This is a genomic window from Arthrobacter sp. Leaf234, from assembly GCF_001422665.1.
Classification (GTDB): domain Bacteria; phylum Actinomycetota; class Actinomycetes; order Actinomycetales; family Micrococcaceae; genus Arthrobacter_D.
Window position 1 is genome coordinate 258,690 of sequence record NZ_LMLU01000006.1, and the last position, 21,551, is coordinate 280,240.

The window sequence follows — 21,551 nt, forward strand, 5'->3', positions numbered from 1 at the left end:
AAGAGGAGCACCAGGTGAGCCAACACACCGAGACCCCTGCCGCGCGGCGTACGTCACGTGCCGTCCGCGACGTCGTCTTCGTCGACGGAGTCCGCACACCCTTCGGCCGAGCAGGCGAGAAGGGCATCTACGCCGGGATGCGCGCCGACGACCTCGTGGTCAAGTGCATCCGCGACCTCATGCGCCGCAACCCGTCGCTGCCGGCCGAGCGCGTCGACGAGGTCGCGATCGCCGCCACGACCCAGACGGGGGACCAGGGCCTGACGATCGGCCGCACCGCCGCCCTGCTCGCAGGACTCCCCCGGACCGTACCGGGTTTCGCCATCGACCGCATGTGCGCGGGTGCCATGACCGCCGTGACCACGACGGCCTCGGGTATCGCCTTCGGCGCGTACGACGTCGTGATCGCCGGTGGCGTCGAGCACATGGGGAACCACCCGATGGGCTCGGGAGCCGATCCGAACCCCCGCTTCATGTCGGAGCGCATCGTCGATCCCGCTGCACTGAACATGGGGAACACCGCGGAGAACCTGCACGACCGCTTCCCGGACATCACGAAGGACCGCACCGATGCCTACGCCGTGCGGAGCCAGCAGAAGCTGGCGAAGGCCTACGAGGCCGGGCTGATCCAGCCGGATCTCGTCCCCGTCGCGGGCAGGAAGGCCGGCGGGGGCTGGACCTTGAACACCGTGGACGAACCTCCCCGCCCCGACACGACCGTCGAGGACCTCGCGTCCCTGCGCACGCCCTTCCGGGCCCATGGCCGTGTCACGGCAGGCAATGCGGCAGGCCTGAACGACGGGGCGACCGCCGCGCTGCTCGCCTCCGGGGACGCCGCTCTCGAGCTCGGCCTCCCGGTCCGGATGCGCCTCGTGGCCTACGCCTTCGCCGGCGTCGAACCCGAGGTCATGGGGATCGGACCGGTGCCGGCGACCGAGAAGGCGCTGCGTCAGGCAGGGCTCGGCATCTCCGACATCGGGCTCTTCGAGATCAACGAGGCCTTCGCCGTCCAGGTGCTGAGTTTCCTCGACCACTTCGGCATCGACGACGAGGACCCGCGCGTGAACCGCTACGGCGGCGCCATCGCCGTCGGGCACCCCCTCGCCTCCTCCGGCGTCCGGCTCATGAACCAGCTCGCCCGCCAGTTCGAGGAGGACCCGTCGGTGCGCTACGGCATGACGACCATGTGCATAGGCCTCGGCATGGGAGCCACGGTCATCTGGGAGAACCCGCACCACGAGCACTACGGACAGGACGCAGCATGAGCTTCGAACGCTACGACGAGCTGGCAGCACTCGTCCCCACCGAGATCGTCACCCACTCCTACGTCCAGGACATCACCCTGCCGGAGGGCGCCGGCGTCCTGGCTCTCATCACGCTCGACAACGACCTCGACCATGCGAAGCCGACGACGCTCGGGCCGAACACGCTCATCGAGTTCGGCCGGACGCTCGAGGGCCTGAAGGAGCGCGCTGCGCACGGTGAGATCCAGGGTGTCGCTGTGACCGGCAAGCCGTACTTCCTCGTTGCGGGGGCCGATCTCAGCACGGTCAAGAGCGTGAGGTCCGAGCACCTGGGCCGCCTCATGGCCGAGCTCGGGCACGAGGCGTACGATCTCCTCGCGGATCTGGGCGTGCCGAGCTTCGCCTTCATCAACGGCGTGGCCCTCGGTGGCGGGCTGGAGATCGCCCTTGCCGCGAACTACCGGACCGTGTCCTCGGGCGCCACGGGGATCGGTCTGCCCGAGGCGTTCATCGGCCTGGTTCCGGGCTGGGGCGGCGTGTACCGCCTCCCGCGCCTCGTCGGGCCCGCGAACGCAGTCAAGGTCATGATCGAGAATCCCCTGAGCAACAACCGCAGCCTGGACGGCGCCTCGGCGCATGCGCTCGGGATCGCCGATGCCCTGTTCGAGCCGGCGGACTACCTCGAGCAGTCACTCCTCTGGGCGGCGCGGATCCTCACCGGCGGCGGGACACTGGAGGCCGTCACCCGCCGCCGTGCCGAGCTCGGCTCCTACGACGACGCCGCGTGGACGGGCGCGGTCGCCGCGGGGCGGGCGTTCGTCGAGGCGAAGACCGGCAATGCCGCGCCGGCGCCGTCGCGCGTGCTGGACCTGCTCGAGGCAGGCCTGACGCTCACGCGGAAGGAATCCGCGGCGGCCGAGTGCACGGCCCTCGCCGAGCTGATGCAGACCCCGGAGTTCCACGCGACGGTCTACGCATTCCTCGACCTCGTACAGAAACGCGCCAAGCGCCCGGCCGGAGCACCCGACAGGAGGCTCGCGCGGCCCGTCTCGAAGGTCGGCGTCGTGGGGGCCGGACTCATGGCGGGCCAACTCGCACTCCTCTTCGCGCGCCAGCTGAAGGTGCCGGTGGTTCTCACGGACATCGACCAGGCGCGCGTGGACAAGGGCGTGGCATACGTCCACGCCGAGATCGAGAAGATGCTCGGTCGGAAGCGGTTGTCCCAGGACGCGGCGAACCGCACGAGGGCACTCGTGACCGGCTCCGTCTCGAAGGACGCGTTCGCAGACGCGGACTTCGTGATCGAGGCCGTCTTCGAGGAACTCTCCGTCAAGAAGCAGGTGTTCGCGGAGGTGGAGGCCGTGGTTTCCCCCGACTGCATCCTCGCGACCAACACCTCCTCGCTCTCCATCGCCGAGATGGCCGCGGACCTGAACCACCCGGAGCGCGTGGTCGGCTTCCACTTCTTCAACCCCGTCGCGGCCATGCCGCTGCTCGAGGTGGTGCGCGCGCCGAAGACCGACGACGCCGTCCTCGCTACGGCCTTCGTCCTCGCCAAGGGCCTGAAGAAGAACGCCGTGCTGGTGCAGGACGCGCCGGCCTTCGTGGTCAACCGCATCCTGGGACGCATGTTCGGGGAGATCACCGCCGTCTTCGACGAGGGGACCGACGCGGCGACGGCCGACAACGCACTGCGGCCCATGGGTCTTCCGATGACGCCGTTCATGCTGCTCGCTCTTGTGGGTCTGCCCGTCGGCCAGCATGTGCAGGAGTCGCTGCACTCGGCCTTCGGCGACAGGTTCCACGTCTCGGCGAACCAGCAGAAGCTGATCGACGCGGGCGTGAAGGGGCTGTGGCAGAAGCAGGAGGACGGCTCCTTCACCGTCCCCGAGACCACGCTCGCCCTCCTGGAGCGCCATGCGTCGCCGTCCTCCGCCGACGAGGTGCTCCGCCGGACGCAGGACGCGCTGGCGGACGAGATCGGACGCATGCTCGACGAGGGCGTGGTTGCGGCGCCCGAGGACATCGATCTCTGCATGATCATGGGAGCGGGGTGGCCCATGCACCTGGGCGGCATCACCCCGTACCTCGACCGAGTCGGTGCCTCCGAGCGCGTCCGCGGGAGGGCTTTCCACCGGGCCTGATACCACCGGCGCCTAGGCCGTGCTCCGTCGACCGCCCGCTCCCCGCGAGCGACGGCCACCGCGAGCAGCGGAACGGGTGGTGGGGCGTTGCCCCACCACCCGTTGCGCTACTGCCTGTGACATGCGGCGCGGCGTGCTAGTGGGCCTTGCCGTTACCGGGTCGCACGGTGATCTCGGCCGCCGCGGTCGTCTCGATCCCGGCGTGGTTGACCGCCGTCGCGATCAGCTCGTAGCTGCCCTTGAGTCCTTCGAGGGGCAGGTCGTATCGGCCGTCGCTTCCAGTGATCTCCTGACCGTCGAAGGTGACGATGAGCGAGCGGACGCCCGATTCGGCGTCCTCTGCCCGGACGTCGACCGTGAGCCCCCGTTTGGCACCGACCTTGGTGTCCTTCAGCCCTGTGACGACCGGTGCTGTCCCATCCAGGACCGGGGCGTTCACGTAGGTGATGCTCGGCGCCGCAGGCATGGTCATTCCCTCGCCGAGGAAGAAGCTCGTGTGAGGGGGCTGGTTGTACGCGGTGTTCTGCCAGGCGACGCCGAGACGGTACACGGGGTCGTGCATGAGGGTGCGGATGCGGTGCTCGGTGACAGCGGTGGTGGTGAAGATCTTCAGCGAGGAGTGGTCGGCACTGCGGTAGACCAGTTCCTCGCGCCAGTCACCGAACAGGTCGGCCTGGAGTGCCGGGTTTCCCTTGGTGCCGTTTCCGGTGAGGGTGCCGTCGAGCGTGAGCAGCCGATCCTCCGCGCCGGACTCCCAGTTCCACTTCGAGATGGTCGGCGTCGCGCCGGTGGCGAGCTCCAGGGGGTCGGTGTAGTCGTGGTCGGTGATCTCGCGCAGCAGGTCCCCGTCCCACCAGGTGAGGAAGTTCGCCGCGGGAATGCTGGCGCCGAGGTCGGTGCCGTCGGCTGCCCGGAGTGATCCGACCTTCGAGGAGAACTTGTAGGTGCCGCCGATCGCCCACGCCTCATTGCCCTCGTGGGTCGGGTCGATGTCCCCTGCAGCTCCACGACCGGTGTCGCGGGCACCGGGTATGGACCACAGGATCTCGCCAGTCCCTGCGTCGCGCATCGTCGCGGCACGCTGACCGCTGCTCGTCATACTCTCGTGCACCGAGTAGACCTCGAGGCCGTCACGGGACGGAACGTGGTCTGCAACGTGCATCGCGTCCCCGTGGCCGAGGCCGGTGGCGTACAGCGGAGTGCCATCACTGTCGATCGTCATCGATCCGAAGACGATCTCGTCAGACCCGTCGGCGTCGACGTCGGCGATGGAAAGGTTGTGGTTGCCCTGCCCGGCGAACTGGTTCCCGGCCGTGGTCGAATCGAAGGCCCAGCGCTCCTGGATCCTGCCGTCCATGAAATCGAACGCGGCGATGGAGGTCCTGGCGTAGTACCCGCGGCTGAAGATCATGCTCGGAGTCTCACCGTCGAGGTAGGCGGTGCCGGCCAGGAAGCGGTCCATCCGGTTGCCGCTGGTGTCACCCCATGAGGCGAGCTCTCCGCGCGCCGGTACGTAGTCGACGCTGTCCAGGGCCGCACCGGTCAACCCCTCGAAGACGGTCAGATATTCCGGCCCGGCGAGGATGCGGCCGCTCGTGCTGCGGTAGTCCGCCGAGGCGTCGCCGATGACCACGCCGGCGCCGTCCACCGTGGCGTCAGCGGTCTTCATGGCGAGTTCGGCCCGACCGTCGCGGTCGTAGTCGAACACCTGGAACTGGGTGTAATGCGCTCCGGCACGGATGTTGCGGCCGAGGTCGATCTGCCACAGCCGTGTGCCGTCGAGCTCGTAGGCATCGAGGTAGACGTTGCCGGTGTAGCCGGAGCGCGAGTTGTCCTTCGCGTTCGTCGGATTCCACTTGAGGATGATCTCGTACTCGCCGTCGCCGTCGAGGTCTCCGACCGATGCGTCGTTGGCTTCGTACTCGTACGCCTCCCCTGCCGGAGTCGTCCCGCCTGCCGGACGCTGGAGCGGGATGTCCAGGGACTGGTCCCCCCACGGGGTGAACTCATCGGTGACCGTCACCTCTCGCTCGTCGATCAGCGCGGTCACGCGGTAGACCGAAGCACTGGTCCCTTCCGCGTCGAGCAGGTTCGTGCTGCCGGTGATCGGGGTCCCGGTGATGCGGACGCCGTCGCGGTACACGTGGAAGCCGATCGATTCGGCGTCGAGCCCGAGCATCCGCCAACCGACGTAGACTCCGCCGTCGGTGGTCACGGCGACCGGGGCCCGATCGAGGTATTCCATCTGCCGGACCGGTGTGTCTTCCGGCGCAGCTGATGCAGGCATGCTCACCAATGTCGCGGCAGCAACGGCTGCCGCTGCCGCCGCTCCCAGTGCTCGTCGTGATCTTCGTGCGTGGACGATTGAAACCATTATCATCTCCTGTGATGTCCTGGTGCAGAAGCAGGGCAGGATCCCCCAGTGGGAAACCGCTTTCCTGATCTGCCATCGTCCGTTCACCCTGAGTCTGTTGTCAAGAGCAACAGATCGGGTGGCCGGGCCGACGACATCTCCCCCGCGGGCCGGTCACGTCCTCCAGCGTCGTGGTCAGGCCGCTCAGGCGTGCGGGTGATCCTTCAGCCACATCGTGGCCTCCTCGACGGTCCTGAAGTGACGCGTCGGATACGGGGGCTGGTGAACCTCCGTGAAATAGCTCACCAGCAACCGATCGACCGGTGACGGACCTACCAGGGCCATGGCTGCGATGTTCAGACCGTGGGACAAGGTCTTCAAGGCGCCCCTGCTCAGGGACACCATCTCGTTGAGCACCACCAGCATCGGCGGACACGCGTCAGGGCACAGGGCATCGACCCTGGCCACCAGAGAGAACGCCTCATGATCGGTCACGGTCGATCCGGCGACCCACTCGATCCGCACGACGTCACCGCGCAGTTCCGCGGTGAACGAGTCCTCGGCAGGTCCGCCCGGAGCGATCATGATGATGCCCCCTCCCCCGGGATCAGCGAGATCCACCGAAGCGCACACTACGCCCTCAGCCCTCCATGTCCAGAGAATCCGCGGTCCGGCCTGCCCACACGGTCACTGCCGCGGACCCGGCGTCACGTGTGCGGTCCCCAGATCTCCAGTTGGACCAGGGCCGCGAGTGTCCGCAGCTTGTGCTCGTCGGCGGGGCTGAAACTGCGGGGAGCGTCGTCGATGATGCACAGCGCGCCGATCCTCATGCCCCCTCGGCCGTGGACGGGATGCCCGGCGTAGAACCTGATGAACGGTGGACCGGTGACGAAGATCCTGTCCCTGAACAGGGTGATCGCTGCTCCCAAGACACCGAAGTGGTCCCGCGTCATGCGCGGCAGCCGTTCCAGGTTCCCGGACACGGGTGCGTCGAGGAGCCCGGAGGTGTACAGGGACTCGACACGGGCCTCCTCTGCTTCCTGCGTCAGCGGAATCAGGTGATCAGGCGGGCGCCCGTGCTCGGCCAGACGTTCACCGTCCAACTCACTCACCCCGTACCCACCGGCCATCGCCACACTCGCACTGCTGTAGGGGGCGCGGGAGGTGCCGGCGCCCGCAGAGGGACCCGCGAGCTGCTCGTTGACCGCGTGCGCCATCAGGTCCCGTTGCAACTGCGGCAAGGTGGCGGATCCCGCCAGGTAGCGGAGCACCTCGGACTCGGTACTCATGCCACCCGTCTCCCTATAGACGGCGTAGATCCTGCGCACGTCCAGGTGGTGTTGCAGCACCAGATCAGCCGTGACCCCCTGCTGCACATCAGCATCACTCATCCGCGCATCGCCCCCCGAGGCTTTCCAGCCACGCCCCCAGTGGCGTGGACTCCGACGTACAAAAGGTCAGCGGGAGTTGTTCGTTCCCCGATCACCGCACACCTGTTCTTCGCCGGCACCCACGACAGGGATTGATCGTCGAACGTTCTATCTTCGACCGTTTCCACGCCGCCGATCGACGAACTCGACGAGAGCTGCGGGATCAGGAGGCGGCCTGCCGGTCGGAACGAAAGGGTCAGGAAGTGCAGGCTGGTCTTGAGTCTTTACCCGGTCGATGTTGCGAGTGTGCTGCGCATACTGGATGTACGCCTGAACGATGGCCCGCACTGTGTCTCTGCAGGGTGCGGGGCTCAGCCGGCCACACCGACGAGCCTCGTGCACGAACGTGGGATCTCCTTCACAGGTCAAGCAGATGGACTGCGGGGGAGAACTGAACGCGGACGAGCAGGAACGACGTCGGGCACCTCATCGAATCGGTCAGGGGACTGGCCGGTTCCTCTGTCGCGTCGAAGGATCGTGCACCCGTGACCACTCCTGCTTCCTCCATCCCGGAAACCCCGGATGCTTCGGGGGCCCTGGCTGTCCAGCCTGCTGTCGAGGTCCCGTCGGCTGAACCGGTCGAGTACTTCGCCGACTGCCCCACCGGGATCGTCGAGCACTACTTCGAATCGCCGGCTCTGCACTGGTCCGATGAGCTGTATCGCATTCATGGGTACGAGCGAGGCGAGATCGTACCCACCCTCGACCTCGGCATCTCCCACGTCGAACCTGCGGACCGGCATGCGGCAAGATCGCTGTGGGAGAGCCTGTTGAGCAGGGGCGGCCCACGTTCGGCGTACCTGTCCCTGCGGGACGCGAACGGCAGGATCCGCAAAGTGCTGATCTCCGGCGACTACATCCTCGCGGACGCCGCACAGGGCAGGGAAGCGATCGGGGTATGGGCGCTGGTCGTGGATCTCACACGATCCATTCATGAAGACACCCACCAGCTGGCGAATCAGGCCGTTGCTGCGTCCGCGTTGCAGCGCAGCGTGATCGAGCAGGCCAAGGGCATCCTGATGGCGCAGGCCGGGATGACGGCCGCCGAAGCGTTCGACTGGCTCAGCCGGCGCAGTCAACTGAGCAATCGGAAGGTCGTCGCCGTCTCCCAGGGCATCATCGATCGTATCCGGCAGCTCAACCAGGAGAAGCGACCTGCTGCCCGGGCCGACGCCCTGCTGAATCTCCTCACGACGCCGTGAAGGAGCCCGGGCAGCACCGCGCGCATCGCACGGCGTCGCAGTACGCGCGCTCCCGCAGTTGAGGGAGAGCGAAGCAGGAGGAAGCAGCGGTACTCGGTGCGGGTCCACCGGGGTGGCCACTGCATGGCAACGGCGGGACGGTACCCCGACGACGACGACAGGTACGCCGGCCACATCACCGCTCCTCCAGCGTGGGCGACAGGACGCGGCGTTGCCGCCCCTGGTGAACGGAGCTGCAGCAGATCCGCGGTAGTCTTCAGAGCCGTGGCACCAGTCCACCTGAGCTGACGGGAATCGATCTTCGTGACCACCTTGTACCGCGACCGCGGGGGCCGTGCCGCCCGCACCGAGCAGTGACCACTCCGAGCACCACCGCGTCGACCCTGGTGGTCATCCCCGCCTTCGGTTCGCCGGAGTTGACCGACGCCGTCGTCGGTGACCTGTGCCGCGACGGCAATGATCTCGATCCGGACGTGCGGATCGTGGTGGTCGACAACGCCGGCGACTACGTCCTCCCGCAGGGGAACATCTCGGTCCACCGCCCCGGGCGCAACCTGCGCTGGATCGGCGCCACGAACTGGGCCCTGCAGACGTCCAGCCGCGATGGACATGCCGTCTGCGTCGTGCTGAACAACGACATCCGCCTGTCGCCAGGGTTCCTCGACGGCTTGCTCGCGACGTTCTCGACCGCGGACGACATCGCGATCGCAGCTGCCTGCTACGACGACTTCTGGCTGCACCAGCGAGCCCGGACCATCCCGCCCACTGCCACAGACTACGTCCCGCAGGACGTGCTGCGCGACGTCGATTTCTGCGATGGGACGGCGATCGCCTTCGCGGTACCCCCCGTCGTCGAACTCGGGGGCCTTGACGAGGTGACTTTCACCCGGCATGGCTATGGCGCGGACATCGACCTGGCGATCCGGGTCCGCGCGGCCGGCCTGCGGTGCGTGGTCACCGAACGCGCCTATGTCTCGCACCTGCGACGGCAGACGATGAACCGGACCGGCCAGACCTCGGAGGACAACCGCGCGGAGATCCTCCACGGTCTGGACGCCAAGTGGGGCGACGACTGGCGGGCGGAGGTCGGGCTCGGCCCGGATTCCTTCCCTGCCCACAACGTCGGCAGCGGCGCCTCGTGGTACCTGACACCTCCGGCATGACCACTCGTCCCGGCCTGTCGCCGGGGCGGATCGTCTATGCGGGCTTCGCCACCGCCCACCACAGTGGCGGTGTGCATGTCATGACCCAGCACGTCCGGCTCCTGCGCGAGGGCGGCCACGAGGCCTGGCTGTGGCTGCCCGACCCGGACGATCGCACTGACTGGATCCCCGACGGCGTGCCGATGCTGTTCGGCGCCACCACTGCGATCGGCGCTGACGACCTCCTGGTTCTGCCGGAGACCCCGACCGTCCAGGGCCGCGATCCGGCGCCCGGAGCCCGGAAGGTCATTTTCAACCAGAACCACTTCTATACCTTCGCTGCCGGCACGCCAGGCAAGGAGTTCCCCGGCTGGTCACCGGCGCCGGCTGTCTGGGTGGTGTCCGAGGAGAGCCGCGACGTGCTGGCCGCAGCACTTCCGGGTCTGCCGGTGAGCCACGTGCCCAACCCCGTGGACGGCGAGCTGTTCGCGCCCTCGGCGAGCGAACAGCTGCGGGTGTGCTGGTTCCCCAAGAAGCGGCCGCGGGAGGCCTCACTGCTGAAGCGGTTGCTGGCCGGCGACCCGCGGCTCTCAGGGGTCGATCTGGTGGAGCTGGTCCAGGCTCCGCGGGCGGAGGTGGCGGCGACCCTGGCGAGCAGTGCCGTCTTCGTCGCGCTCGGACATACCGAGAGCTTCGGTCTGCCCGTCGCCGAGGCCCTGGCGGCCGGCTGTCTCGTCGTCGGCTACGACGGCGGTGGTGGCCACGAACTGTTCGAGGCCCCCGGCGCGTGGCGGATCCCGGATCAGCGGCCGTTGCTCCTCCGCGACAGGGTGGCGGCTTTGATGCAGGAGCTGAACACCTTGACACCGGTGCGCGCAGCGAACCGCCGTTGGGTCCTAGACCGCTATCCGTTCGCCCGGACCGGGGCTGCGCTGGAGGAAGCGGTTGCCGCTGCACGGGAACGGCCCGGGGCGGCGACCGTGGCCGTGCATCCGGTGGCATGGCTCGACACCCTCGGCCCGCACTTCACGGCCTTCGCCTGACCCGTCAGTCTGCGCTCTTCACGACGTTGACGAGCTCCTCGCCGGCGAGATACCGGTGCATCTGAGCATTGACCAGCGCGAAGGCACGGGGGCCGGACTGGCTGACGGACCCGGCCGCATGCGGGGTGATGATCAGGTTCGGGGCTGACCACAGCGGGTGATCAGCCGGCAGGGGCTCGGGCTCCATCACGTCCAGCGCGGCGCGCAGCCGACCGGCGGTCAGCTCCGCAAGCAGCGCGGACGTGTCGACGACCTTTCCGCGTGCCACGTTGACCAGCAGGGCGCCGTCACGCATGTGGGACAGGAATTCCGCGTCGACGAGACCCGTCGTGTCCGCCGTGAGAGGAACGGTCAGCACCACCACGTCGGCCTCGGGCAGCAGGCCCGGCAGCTCCGACGTCGCATGGACGCCGTCGCGGGCCGTGTGCGCCACGAACACCGGGCGGGCGTCGAAGCTCCTCAGCCGGTGCGCGGTCTGCTCCCCGAGGTCACCGGCGCCGATGATCAGGACGCGCTTGTCGCGCAGGTCATCGGCCTCCATCGGATCCCACCGGCCCTGCCGCTGCGCTTCATCGAAGTGGGGCAGCCGACGCAGGGTGGCGAGCACGACGGCCAGCACCAGTTCGGCGACCGCCGAGCCGTGCACACCTCGCGCACTGCACAGCGTCACGCCGTCCGGGACGTGCTCGAGGATGTCCTCCACGCCGGCACTCGTCAGCTGGACGACCTCGAGCTTCGGCATCGCGGCGAACTTCTCGACGAGGTCGGTCGAGTCCTCGACCTGCGGAACCCAGAAGAGGGTCTCCGCCAGCCGATCGGGCTTGTCGTTCCCGCCATCCCAGACAATCACCTCCACTCCGTCGGGGAGGTTCCCCAGGAGATCTCGGGCGTTCTGGTCGGGGATGCATACGACGGTCATTTTGTCAGTGTAATCATTCGCTTGACCTGCGCTGGGCTATGGTGTGGGAGGGACTTCTACAGAAGTAAGAAATTCGTCGGGGGCACCGGGGAACACCCGGGTCGACGGATGCGCCCAGTACACCCGTGTGGCTTCGAAGGCAGAAGCGAACTTCTACAGGAGACGCGCCATGGCAATCACGCAGCTCGCTTACCCCGCTCAGGAACCGGAACTCGCCGGCGAGGACATCCGGCTCCGCAACTGGGCCAGGAACTCCCGGCTGGGCCTGCCCGGCTCGGTCGTCACTCCGGCCACCGAGGCCGAGTTGTGCGACTTCCTGTCCACCAGTGACGGCGCGGTCCGGATGATCGGGAGCCGGATGTCGCCCGGCCGGATGATGTCGGTCGCGGACGGGGCCGGCACGCTGCTGGACCTGAGGCGGCTGAGCGGCCTGATCTCCAGCACCGAGGACACCGTGACCTTCGCCGGCTCGACCCCGTTGTCCGAGGTGTACGCGTTCCTCACCGCGCGGGGCCGGATGCTCAACGCCTCGCCCGGGGTGATCGCCGAGCAGACCCTGGCCGGCGCGGTGTCCACGGGAACCCATGGTCAGGGCCTGCAGCAGAGCTCGATCGCGGGCGACGCGCTCTCGATCCGGATCGTCCTGGCCGATGGCACGATCGCCGAGTTCGACGAGGAACACCCGGACTTCGGCGCCGTGCAGCTCGGCCTCGGCTCCCTGGGCGTGATCACCGCCGTGACGCTGCGCACACGGGAATCGCTGGTCTACACCTGCGTCAAGCAGGCGGTCGACGCCGACACCCTGGAAGCGGACCTCGAGACCTGGAACCGGGAGAATCTCCTGGTCAAGGCGTGGTGGTTCCCCCAGGAGAACCAGGTCCAGGTCTGGACCGCCAACGAGGCGTCCGACGACGAGGTCTCCAGGTACCGGGCCGGCGGCGGGGAGCTGCTGGAACACGCCGGCACCAACGCCACGATGAACACCACCGTGGAATCGACGTTGCGCCTGCTGCGCGCCGACTCGAGGGGTGTCGCCGACGACGGCAAGCCGATGCGCACCGTGACCCGCTTCAGGGACTTCACCGACGTCACGGGGGATGTCTACCAGGTGTTCTGCCGCGGGATCGCGACCCCGCAGATCAACGTGGAGATCGGTATCCCCCTCGCCCGGGCGGGAGCGGTGATCAGGAAGATCAAGGACTGGCATGCGGAGACCCAGCCTCGCATGCACTACCCGGTGATCCTGCGCTGCACCGGCGCGTCGGACGCGTGGTTGAGCCCGTCGAACGGCGAGGACACCTGCTACTTCGGCTTCGTGGTCTACTACTCGGCCGACGGCTCGCTGTCCGAGGAGGGCGACAGCTTCCTGAGGGCCGTGGAGCGTGCCCTGTCCGAGGAGGGTGGCCGTCCCCACTGGGGCAAGTACTTCGACGAGTCCCTCTACGACTGGCCGGCGCTCTACCCGCAGTGGGAGGCCTTCCGCCGGGTGCGCGAAACCCTGGACCCGCAGCACCGCTTCGCGAACGCGTTCACCGCCGCCCTGCTCGACTGACCCGACCCCGCTATTAGGACAGGAGCAGCACAGATGAATGCCTGGGTGACGTTGCTGACGCAACCCCACTACCTGATCGGGGTCCGGACCCTGCGGGCCTCGCTGGCCGACTCCGGTAGCGACGCTCCCCTGGTGGTCATGGTGACCGAGGGGATCGACGAGCAGGCCCGGCGCCTGCTGCTCGACGACGGATGCATCGTGCGCGACGTCGCGCCGTTGCGACCGGCCGGCGGGTCCGCCGACAGCTACGCCAACGCCCGGTTCGCGGAGGTATGGACCAAGCTGGCCGTCTGGGGCCTCACCGAGTACGAGCGCGTCGTGTTCCTCGACGCCGACATGCTGGTGACCCGGACCATGGACGAGCTGTTCTCGCTGGACCTCGCCGACGGTGCCATCGCCGCCTGCCACGCCTGCCGGTGCAACCCCAACCGGATTGCGAGCTACCCGCCGAGCTGGACACCCCAGACCTGCTTCTACACGCACTGCCGGGGCCGGGACCACGTCACCGAACCGGATGCGACGGACAACTACCTCAACGGCGGCTTCCTCGTGCTGTCGCCCGACGAGGCCGTCCTCGCCGACATGGTGGCCCGGCTCGCGGCCGTCGAGGACCTCTCGGACTATCCGTTCGCCGAACAGGACTTCCTCAACGAGTACTACCGCGACCGCTGGCAGCCACTGCCCTACATCTACAACGCACTGAAGACCCTGCCGCACCAGCACCCGACGGTCTGGGATGCAGCGGAGGTGAAGAACATCCACTACATCATCGACAAGCCGTGGGAGAAGCCCCTCGACCCCACCGACCGGTACGCCGAGGTCAACCGGCTCTGGTGGACGACGGCTGATCGGCTGATGGATCGGGCGTCGGGTCCCGCGGCCGGGTGACGGCACGGTCTGCCCGACACGGCGGTACCTCATGGGTCGGCTTGTCGGTCGACCTTGCAGGTCCCGGCCTGCACTGCTGAGTGGCATGGTAGACGACCTCTTCGGAATCGTCCCCGGGACCCCGGGCGGTAACGCCACTCAGGCCGTCGGTGCCGGGAAGATGCGATCCAGTTCGGCGAGGTCCTCATCGGTCGGCGTCCAGTCGGCGGCCTCGGCGTTCTGCCGCACCTGCTGCGGCGTGGTGGCTCCGGCGATCACGGAGCCGACCGCCGGCTGGGCCGCGAGCCACGAGAAGGCGACCTGCACCTCGATCACGCCGCGCTCGGCCGCGAAGGCCGAATATGCTTCGAGCTGGTCCCAGTCGGCGGTCTCGAGGACATGCTGGCGTGAATGGGTGAGCCGGCTGCCCTCAGGTACCTCGTTCCGCCGGTACTTGCCGGTCAGCAGACCATTGGCGAGCGGGAAGTAGGGCAGCACCCCGAGTCCGTACGCCTCGACGGCCGGGACCACCTCGCGCTCGAGTCGGCGGTCCAGCAGGTTGTACGGGTTCTGGGCCGAGATGAACGGCGTGTAGCCGCCGCTGCGCGCCGTGAACTCGGCCTCGGCGATCTGCCAGCCGGCGAAGTTGGAGTGCCCCACGTACCGGACCTTGCCACTGGTCACCAGGTCGTCGAGCGCCGCGAGGCTCTCCTCGATCGGCGTGAGGGCATCGGGCGCGTGGTACTGGTAGAGATCGATCCAGTCGGTACCGAGACGGCGGAGGGAGGCCTCCGCCGCGCGGACGATGTACCGCCGTGAGCCTCGCGCGTTCCAGTCGGGGCCGTTCACCCCTCCCATGTCGAGGCCGAACTTGGTGGCGAGGACGACGTCGTCGCGCCGTGGGCCCAGCGCCTTGCCGAGCTGCATCTCGCTGACACCCGGCGCCTTGCCGTACATGTCGGCGACGTCGAAGAGGGTGATGCCGGCATCGATCGCGGCATGCACGACCGCGTCCGTCCCCTCCTGGGATTCCGAGGCGGTGCCCGCTCGGCCCAGGTTGTTGCAGCCGAGCCCGACGGTGGAAACGCTGAGCCCGGAGGTGCCCAGTCTGCGGTAGGTCATCATGTACCTAACCTACCAACACAGTTGCCCCGGGCACATGACCCGGGGCACCTGGCGCGAACGGGGTGGGATCAGGCGAACCAGATCCCGATCTCCCGCTCGGCGGACTCCGCGGAGTCGGATCCGTGGACGAGGTTCTGCTGGACCTTGACGCCCCAGTCGCGGCCGAAGTCGCCGCGGATGGTGCCCGGCGCTGCTGTCGTCGGCTCCGTCGTACCCGCGAGCGAGCGGAATCCCTCGATGACCCGCTGGCCCTCGAACACCGCGGCGACCACGGGTCCACTCAGCATGAACTCGACGAGCGGCTCGAAGAAGGGCTTGCCCACGTGCTCGGCGTAGTGCTCCTCGAGCAGCTCACGCGTCGCGTGCACCTGCTTCAGCTCGGCGATGGTGTAGCCCTTCGCCTCGATCCGGGCGAGGACGGTGCCGGTCAGGCCACGTGCCACGCCGTCGGGCTTGACGAGGACAAGGGTGCGCTCGGTACTCATGGGTCTCCTGGGGGTGGGGCGCCACGGGAGGCGGCGCGGATGTCGGGGTATCACCCCCGACTCTACTCAACGGCGGGGCCTTCCTCGGGATGGGCCTTCTCCCACTCGGCCTGCAACCGGTCGCGCTCCACGTTCTCGCGGTCCACGCGCGCGCCCTGCCTCAGCCCGTAGAGCCAGGTGATCGCGAACGCGAGTCCGACGACGAACATCGCCGGCTCCAGGAAGCCGCCGGCGATGATGACGAGCTGGAGCACCCAGCCCACCGCGATACCCCACCTCTTCGTGACGACTGCACAGGTGAACACCAGGAGGACGCTGAGGATCACACCCGAGGTCAGGATCACGGCCGGTGAGATCTCGTCACGCCGCAGCCCGAACACGGTGAGGGTGGCGAAGAAGACCACGAACGCCTCGAGCAGGAGCACGGTCGAGGCGAACATGACCTTCGTCGAGCGCCGCTTCTTTGGCATCCCGGGCCGCCACTCGCGCTGGGCCTTCGTCATGCGTCCTGCCATGCCTGCCTACTTCCCTAGGAGCGTGCGGGCTTCGCCGACCACCGTGACGGAGCCGGTCACGAGGATGCCGCCGGACAGGTCGTTGTTCTGCTCGGCCTTCATGACCGCCCACTCGAGGGCGTCGTCGAGGGCCGGGAGGATGGTGATGTTCTCCTCGGCGAAGCCTGCCGAGAGAGCGGCCTGCAGGAGGTCGGCAGCCGGGACCGAGCGGGGCGAGGTGGACTGCGTCAGGCACACGTCCTCGAGGATCCCGCCCAGTTCCTCGTGGAGCTCCGCAAGTATCCCGGCGGCATCCTTGTCCTGCAGCACCCCGATCACGAGGACCAGGCGCGAGAAGTCGAAGGCCTCGCTGATGCCCCTGGCGGCGGCGCGCGCACCGGCCGGATTGTGCGCGGCATCGACGATGATGCTCGGCGCCGTCCGGACCACTTCGAGGCGCCCCGGGGAGGTGACGGCGCGAAGGCCGTTCCGCACGAGGGTGGTGTCCAGCTCCCGCTCCCCTCCCCCGAGGAACGCCTCCACCGCGGCAACGGCGACCGCCGCGTTCTCGGCCTGGTGCTCACCGTGCAGCGGCACGAGCAGTTCTCCGTACCGTCCCGCGAGGCCCGTCAGGGACACCACCTGGCCGCCGACCGCGACCGTCCGAGACTCCACGCCGAATTCGACGCCCTCGAAACGGAATTCCGCTCCGACCTCGCGGGCCCGTTCGAGGAGCACCTGTGCGGCATCCCGCGGCTGGATCGCGCTGAGCAGGAAGGCTCCGGGCTTGATGATGCCGGCCTTCTCCAGCGCGATGTCCTCCACCGTGTCACCGAGCAGTTCGGTGTGGTCGAGGGAGATCGGCGTGATCACGGCGACCTGGCCGTCCCCCACGTTCGTGGCGTCGGTGATCCCGCCGAGCCCCACCTCGATCACGCCGACGTCGATCGGTTCGTCGGCGAAGATCGCGAAGGCGAGGATGGTGACGCACTCGAAGTACGTCAGTCGCGGCTCACCGGCGACGAGCAGTTCGCCGTCCACGATGTCCAGATAGGGCTTGATCTCGTCCCAGACGCGGACGAACGTGCCGTCGCTCACGGGCTCACCGTCGATGCTGATGCGCTCGGTGACGCGTGACAGGTGAGGGCTCGTGAAGCGTCCGGTACGGAGGTCGTGCGCCAGCAGGATGCTCTCGATCATGCGCGCCGTCGACGTCTTGCCGTTGGTGCCGGTGATGTGGATGATCGGGAAAGACCTGTTCGGCTCCCCCAGGATCTCCATGGCGCGGTGCAGCGGGGCCATGCGCGGTTCCATCCTGTGCTCCGGTGCGCGGCTCAGGAGCTCGGCGTAGACACTCTCCACGGAGAAGCCGTCCGCCTCCCGTCCGTTGTCCGCCGCGCCCGCCTGGGTGTCGCTGGTCTCACTCATGGTCCTGCTCCTGCTTTCCTACGGTGATGCCGAACTCGGTTCCCGCGGCGTCGTCCGCGATGATGCGGAGCTCCGTCGTGAGGGTCTCGGACCGGATCAGCCCGGCGTTCGCCTCGAGCGCCTGGACCTGATGGGGTGCCACGGTGATGGTCGTGGAGATCCGGTCGCTGATCTCGAGACCCGCGTCGCGGCGGGCCTGCTGGACGGCACGGATCGCATCGCGCGCCGTGCCCTCCGCCGCAAGCTCGTCCGTCACCTCGGTGTCGAGGACGAGGAACCCGCCGCCCGGAAGGACCGTCACGGCCTTGGACGTCGCGCCGTTGCCCTCCACGACGGTGTCGAGCGTGTACTCGTGCGGCTCCAGGGCGAGGCCGCCCGCTGTCACGCCGCCGTCGTCGGACACGGACCAGTCACCGGACTTGGACGCCTTGATGACGGTCTGGACATTCTTGCCGAGGCGCGGGCCTGCTGCACGGGCGTTGACGACGAGCCGCTGCGAGATGCCGAACTCCGCGGGCTCGGCGTCCGCCGAATCCACCAGGCGGACGCCCTTGAGGTTCAGCTCGTCGGCGATGATCGAGGAGTACTGCCCGGACAGTGCGCCTGCACCGGGAGCGACGACGGTCAGCTCGCGCAGCGGCAGGCGCACGCGGAGGTTCGCGGCCTTCCGCAGGCTCGAGCCGACGGAACACACCTGCCGTGTCCGGTCCATCCGCTCCACGAGGTCCGGAGCAGCCGGGAACGACGCCGTGTCCGGCCAGTCGGTGAGGTGCACCGACCGTCCGCCGGTCAGTCCACGCCAGATCTCCTCGGTGACGAGCGGCAGCAGGGGCGCTGCGGCACGGCAGACCGCTTCCAGGCACGTGTAGAGGACGTCGAAAGCGTCGGTGTCCTCCTCGAAGAACCGCTGGCGGCTCCGGCGCACGTACCAGTTGGTGAGCGTGTCGAGGTACCGGCGCAGCGATTCGCAGGCGTCGCTGATCGTGAAGGCGTCGAGGGACGTCGTGAGGTCACGGACCAGGTTGCCGGTGTTCGCCAGGATGTAGCGGTCGATCGGCTCGGGGAGCTGCGCGGCGGCCTCGGCCGTCACGGTCTTCGCCTCGTAGCCCTGTCCTCCGTTCGCGGCGTTGGTGTACAGGCTGAAGAAGTGCCACACGTTCCAGAGGGGCAGGATCACCTGGCGGACTCCGTCGCGGATGCCCTGCTCGGTGACCACGAGGTTGCCACCGCGGAGGATCGGCGAGGCCATGAGGAACCAGCGCATGGCGTCGGAGCCGTCGCGGTCGAACACCTCGGAGACGTCCGGGTAGTTGCGGAGGCTCTTGGACATCTTCTGGCCGTCGGAACCGAGGACGATCCCGTGGCTGATCACGTTGCGGAACGCGGGGCGGTCGAACAGCGCCGTGGACAGGATGTGCAGCATGTAGAACCAGCCGCGTGTCTGCCCGATGTACTCGACGATGAAGTCGGCAGGATTGTGCGTGTCGAACCACTGCCCGTTCTCGAACGGGTAGTGAACCTGGCCGTAGGGCATCGAGCCGGAATCGAACCAGACGTCCAGCACGTCCTCGACCCGACGCATGGTCGAGCGGCCGGTCGGATCGTCCGGGTTCGGCCGGGTCAGGTCGTCGATGAACGGACGATGCAGATCCACCTCGCCCTGCTTGTTCAGCGGCAGCCGGCCGAAGTCGGCCTGCAGCTCGGCGAGGGATCCGTAGACGTCGGTCCTCGGGTACTCGGGATCGTCGGACTGCCACACGGGGATGGGGCTTCCCCAGAAGCGGTTGCGGCTGATGGACCAGTCGCGCGCATTGGAGAGCCAGGTGCCGAACTGGCCGTCCTTGACGTTACCGGGGATCCAGGTGATGTCCTGGTTGAGCTCCACCATGCGGTCGCGGATCTTGGTGACCTCGACGTACCAGGAGGACACGGCGCGGTAGATCAGCGGGTTGCGGCAGCGCCAGCAGTGCGGGTAGCTGTGCACGTAGCTGGCCTGCCGGACGAGCCGGCCCTCGGACTTCAGTACGCGGGTGATGTGCCGGTTCGCCTCGAAGACCTGCAGCCCCACGATCTCGGCCAGCGGACCGCGCCCGAACATCGGCAGGAACTTCGCGCCCTCGTCGACCGAGAGGATGACCTGGATGCCGGCCTCCTCGCAGATCTTCTGGTCCTCCTCGCCGTAGGCGGGGGCCTGGTGCACGAGGCCCGTTCCGTCCGTCGTCGTGACGTAGTCCGCCACGAGGATGCGGAAGGCGTTGCGGTAGCCGCCCTCCTCCGGGTCGGCGAGGTAGTCCCACAGCGGCTCATAGGTGAGGCCCTCGAGCTCGGTGCCCCGGTACCGCGCTGTGACGGCGTCGCGTGCGGCGGCGGCATCGGCGAAACCGAGGTCCTTGGCGTAGTTCCCCAGCAGGTCCTCGGCGATCAGGTAGCGTCCGGCCCTGCCGTCGCGCACGGCCTCGACGACGGCGTAGGTGATGTCCGGCCCGACGGCGAGCGCCGCGTTGGTGGGCAGGGTCCACGGAGTGGTGGTCCAGGCGAGGGCCTGCACGCCGGCGAGGTCCTTCGACAGCTGCGAATCGCCGACGAGGAGCGGGAACGTGACGGTGACGGTCTGGTCCTGGCGGTCCTGGTACACGTCCTCGTCCATGCGGAGTTCATGGTTGGACAGCGGGGTCTCGTCGTTCCAGCAATAGGGCAGAACGCGGTAGCCGTTGTACGTCAGACCCTTCTCGTGGAGCGTCTTGAACGCCCAGAGGACCGACTCCATGTACTCCGGGTTGAGCGTCTTGTAGTCGTTGTCGAAGTCCACCCAGCGGGCCTGGCGCGTCACGTAGTCACGCCACTCCCCCGCGTACTTCATGACGGAGGCACGTGCGGCATCGTTGAAGTTGTCGATGCCCATGGCGACGATCTGCTGCTTGTCCGTCATCCCGAGCTGCTTCATGGCTTCGAGTTCTGCGGGCAACCCATGGGTGTCCCAGCCGAAGCGGCGCTCGACGCGGTGCCCACGCTGGGTCTGGTAGCGGCCCACGAGATCCTTGGCGTACCCGGTCAGGAGGTGCCCGTAGTGCGGGAGTCCGTTCGCGAAGGGGGGCCCGTCGTAGAACACGAACTCGTTGGCGCCGTCGTCGCCGGCGTCCCGCTGGTCGATGGAGGCCTGGAAGGTCCCGTCCTGCTCCCAGTAGCGGAGGACGCGCTCCTCGAGGTCCGGGAAGCGCGGCGACGGGCCGTGCGGCTGGTTCGCCCCGTTCTCGTCGGGTGACACGGCTTTGGGGTAGATCTGCGGCATGAATCTCATCCTGTGTACGGCGGCGTGGGTGGAGCAGGAGTCCTGCCGTGAGGACGGTTGCCGGGCCCGCCGCCACCGGTTGCCTGACCGGTGCCGGGAGCACCGCACCCGCGGTACCACCTCACTTGCCGCCGTCGCCGCCGTGCCGCTCGCTGCGGTCACGAGGGCTGGGCTGCCGCTCGTTACGGGCTGTCACGGGCCTGCCCGTCCGGTTCTACTGGTCCGCCCTGAGGCGTCCGTTCTTCCGGAAGCTCGCCGGTGATGGCCGGGTCGATGCTTGTGCGCCCAGTCTAGCCCCGGGCGGAAATCGTTGTCGAAAGGTGTGCGCGAGGAGAAGCAAGGGCCGGGGGGCTGCGGAACGGGCGTTGTGCCGCGCGGGCGGTCTTGGCAGGGTGGGGGGCACCCGGCCGCTACAGGATGGACACCGCCGCATGTCGAGTCCCGCACTTCCCACCGCTTCCGCGCTCGATACGGGACGGCTCCTGCTCGGGGTGTTCCTGCCCACCGTCGCCAAGGGGCCGATCATCCGACGGCCCTGGGCGGTCGGGTTGGCGGCGCGCCTCGATCTCGACACGAGGGCCGTCGGGATCGTGACGACGATCCACGCGAAGTACCCCACCGGTCCGCTCCTGCTGAAGGTGCCCCTGCGGAAGCAGGCCATCGTGCTGGCGCCCGAGGACGCCAACGCCCTCCTCGCCGCGTCGCCAGAGCCCTTCTCCCCGGCGAGCAGCGAGAAGAAAGCCGCGCTGTCCCATTTCCAGCCCCACAACGTCCTCATCTCCCGAGGGCCGGTCCGTACCGTCCGCCGTGCCCTGTAGGAACAGGTCCTGGACA

At 68.2% G+C, this 21,551-nt stretch carries 17 protein-coding genes; 8 read left to right on the forward strand and 9 right to left on the reverse strand.

The genetic code is table 11. The annotated features are described in order from the left end of the window. Positions 1-14: 14 nt before the first annotated feature. Both ASF21_RS12085 and ASF21_RS12090 read left to right on the forward strand, forming a co-directional pair. Positions 15-1,265, forward strand: coding sequence for a thiolase family protein (locus tag ASF21_RS12085; protein ID WP_055771454.1), 1,251 nt, complete (start codon positions 15-17; stop codon positions 1,263-1,265). Continuing rightward, positions 1,262-3,388: a 3-hydroxyacyl-CoA dehydrogenase NAD-binding domain-containing protein gene (locus ASF21_RS12090; protein WP_055771457.1), complete on the forward strand. Its 2,127-nt coding sequence runs from the start codon at positions 1,262-1,264 to the stop codon at positions 3,386-3,388. The genes ASF21_RS12085 and ASF21_RS12090 overlap by 4 nt, the downstream gene beginning before the upstream one ends. Positions 3,389-3,524: 136 nt before the next feature. Here ASF21_RS12090 and ASF21_RS12095 read toward each other — a convergent pair whose 3' ends face one another. The 3 genes from ASF21_RS12095 to ASF21_RS12105 all read right to left on the reverse strand — a co-directional run bounded on the left by ASF21_RS12095 (position 3,525) and on the right by ASF21_RS12105 (position 7,030). Next, on the reverse strand, positions 3,525-5,675 hold the full coding sequence (locus ASF21_RS12095) for a rhamnogalacturonan lyase (RefSeq protein WP_235498954.1): 2,151 nt from the start codon (positions 5,673-5,675) through the stop codon (positions 3,525-3,527). A 270-nt stretch (positions 5,676-5,945) separates the two neighbouring features. Continuing rightward, complete coding sequence (locus tag ASF21_RS12100; protein ID WP_055771460.1) at positions 5,946-6,362, reverse strand: STAS/SEC14 domain-containing protein; 417 nt, start codon at positions 6,360-6,362, stop codon at positions 5,946-5,948. 86 nt (positions 6,363-6,448) lie between these two features. Continuing rightward, entirely contained in the window at positions 6,449-7,030 is a 582-nt protein-coding gene (locus tag ASF21_RS12105) for a GAF domain-containing protein (RefSeq protein WP_157365893.1), read from the reverse strand. A 626-nt stretch (positions 7,031-7,656) separates the two neighbouring features. Here ASF21_RS12105 and ASF21_RS12110 point away from each other — a divergent pair. The 3 genes from ASF21_RS12110 (at position 7,657) to ASF21_RS12120 (ending at position 10,558) form a co-directional block, all read left to right on the forward strand. After that, entirely contained in the window at positions 7,657-8,373 is a 717-nt protein-coding gene (locus ASF21_RS12110) for a PAS and ANTAR domain-containing protein (protein ID WP_235498956.1), read from the forward strand. Between the two features lie 353 nt (positions 8,374-8,726). Then, on the forward strand, positions 8,727-9,536 hold the full coding sequence (locus ASF21_RS12115; protein ID WP_055771466.1) for a glycosyltransferase: 810 nt from the start codon (positions 8,727-8,729) through the stop codon (positions 9,534-9,536). Continuing rightward, positions 9,533-10,558 (forward strand): glycosyltransferase, encoded by a 1,026-nt coding sequence (locus ASF21_RS12120; protein WP_055771469.1) that lies wholly within the window; start codon positions 9,533-9,535, stop codon positions 10,556-10,558. Before ASF21_RS12115 ends, ASF21_RS12120 begins: the two co-directional genes overlap by 4 nt. 4 nt (positions 10,559-10,562) lie before the next feature. Here the strand turns inward: ASF21_RS12120 and ASF21_RS12125 are convergent, their stop codons facing one another. Next, positions 10,563-11,477: a 2-hydroxyacid dehydrogenase gene (locus tag ASF21_RS12125; protein WP_055771471.1), complete on the reverse strand. Its 915-nt coding sequence runs from the start codon at positions 11,475-11,477 to the stop codon at positions 10,563-10,565. A 169-nt stretch (positions 11,478-11,646) separates the two neighbouring features. Here ASF21_RS12125 and ASF21_RS12130 point away from each other — a divergent pair, with 169 nt between their 5' ends. Further along, positions 11,647-13,029, forward strand: a complete 1,383-nt coding sequence (locus ASF21_RS12130; protein ID WP_055771474.1) for a D-arabinono-1,4-lactone oxidase — start codon at positions 11,647-11,649, stop codon at positions 13,027-13,029. A 33-nt stretch (positions 13,030-13,062) separates the two neighbouring features. Next, positions 13,063-13,917, forward strand: coding sequence for a glycosyltransferase family 8 protein (locus ASF21_RS12135; RefSeq protein WP_055771477.1), 855 nt, complete (start codon positions 13,063-13,065; stop codon positions 13,915-13,917). A 138-nt stretch (positions 13,918-14,055) separates the two neighbouring features. On the opposite strand, the gene ASF21_RS12140 is transcribed toward ASF21_RS12135, so the two are convergent. The 5 genes from ASF21_RS12140 to ileS form a co-directional block, all read right to left on the reverse strand. After that, on the reverse strand, positions 14,056-15,021 hold the full coding sequence (locus ASF21_RS12140; RefSeq protein ID WP_055771480.1) for an aldo/keto reductase: 966 nt from the start codon (positions 15,019-15,021) through the stop codon (positions 14,056-14,058). Positions 15,022-15,089: 68 nt separating this feature from the next. After that, positions 15,090-15,506 (reverse strand): nucleoside-diphosphate kinase, encoded by a 417-nt coding sequence (ndk, locus tag ASF21_RS12145; protein ID WP_055771482.1) that lies wholly within the window; start codon positions 15,504-15,506, stop codon positions 15,090-15,092. 62 nt (positions 15,507-15,568) lie between these two features. After that, positions 15,569-16,021, reverse strand: a complete 453-nt coding sequence (locus tag ASF21_RS12150; RefSeq protein WP_055771484.1) for a DUF4233 domain-containing protein — start codon at positions 16,019-16,021, stop codon at positions 15,569-15,571. Between the two features lie 6 nt (positions 16,022-16,027). Continuing rightward, complete coding sequence (locus tag ASF21_RS12155; protein WP_055771487.1) at positions 16,028-17,428, reverse strand: bifunctional folylpolyglutamate synthase/dihydrofolate synthase; 1,401 nt, start codon at positions 17,426-17,428, stop codon at positions 16,028-16,030. Beyond that, positions 17,421-20,717 carry an isoleucine--tRNA ligase gene (ileS, locus tag ASF21_RS12160; protein WP_157365894.1) on the reverse strand — a complete coding sequence of 1,099 codons (3,297 nt, stop codon included), beginning with the start codon at positions 20,715-20,717 and terminating at the stop codon, positions 17,421-17,423. Before ileS ends, ASF21_RS12155 begins: the two co-directional genes overlap by 8 nt. A gap of 431 nt (positions 20,718-21,148) precedes the next feature. Between ileS and ASF21_RS17165 the strand changes: the two genes are divergently transcribed. Continuing rightward, positions 21,149-21,535: a hypothetical protein gene (locus tag ASF21_RS17165; RefSeq protein ID WP_200914826.1), complete on the forward strand. Its 387-nt coding sequence runs from the start codon at positions 21,149-21,151 to the stop codon at positions 21,533-21,535. Positions 21,536-21,551: the final 16 nt, after the last annotated feature.

Bases quoted from the DNA above. Each gene is read 5' to 3' on its own strand.
- ASF21_RS12090 (WP_055771457.1), top strand. From the start codon at position 1,262: ATGAGCTTCGAACGCTACGACGAGCTGGCAGCACTCGTCCCCACCGAG.
- ASF21_RS12095 (WP_235498954.1), bottom strand. From the start codon at position 5,675: ATGCCTGCATCAGCTGCGCCGGAAGACACACCGGTCCGGCAGATGGAA.
- ASF21_RS12105 (WP_157365893.1), bottom strand. From the start codon at position 7,030: ATGAGTACCGAGTCCGAGGTGCTCCGCTACCTGGCGGGATCCGCCACC.
- ASF21_RS12120 (WP_055771469.1), top strand. From the start codon at position 9,533: ATGACCACTCGTCCCGGCCTGTCGCCGGGGCGGATCGTCTATGCGGGC.
- ASF21_RS12125 (WP_055771471.1), bottom strand. From the start codon at position 11,477: ATGACCGTCGTATGCATCCCCGACCAGAACGCCCGAGATCTCCTGGGG.
- ASF21_RS12130 (WP_055771474.1), top strand. From the start codon at position 11,647: ATGGCAATCACGCAGCTCGCTTACCCCGCTCAGGAACCGGAACTCGCC.
- ASF21_RS12135 (WP_055771477.1), top strand. From the start codon at position 13,063: ATGAATGCCTGGGTGACGTTGCTGACGCAACCCCACTACCTGATCGGG.
- ASF21_RS12140 (WP_055771480.1), bottom strand. From the start codon at position 15,021: ATGATGACCTACCGCAGACTGGGCACCTCCGGGCTCAGCGTTTCCACC.
- ndk (WP_055771482.1), bottom strand. From the start codon at position 15,506: ATGAGTACCGAGCGCACCCTTGTCCTCGTCAAGCCCGACGGCGTGGCA.
- ASF21_RS12150 (WP_055771484.1), bottom strand. From the start codon at position 16,021: ATGGCAGGACGCATGACGAAGGCCCAGCGCGAGTGGCGGCCCGGGATG.
- ASF21_RS12155 (WP_055771487.1), bottom strand. From the start codon at position 17,428: ATGAGTGAGACCAGCGACACCCAGGCGGGCGCGGCGGACAACGGACGG.
- ileS (WP_157365894.1), bottom strand. From the start codon at position 20,717: ATGCCGCAGATCTACCCCAAAGCCGTGTCACCCGACGAGAACGGGGCG.
- ASF21_RS17165 (WP_200914826.1), top strand. From the start codon at position 21,149: ATGTCGAGTCCCGCACTTCCCACCGCTTCCGCGCTCGATACGGGACGG.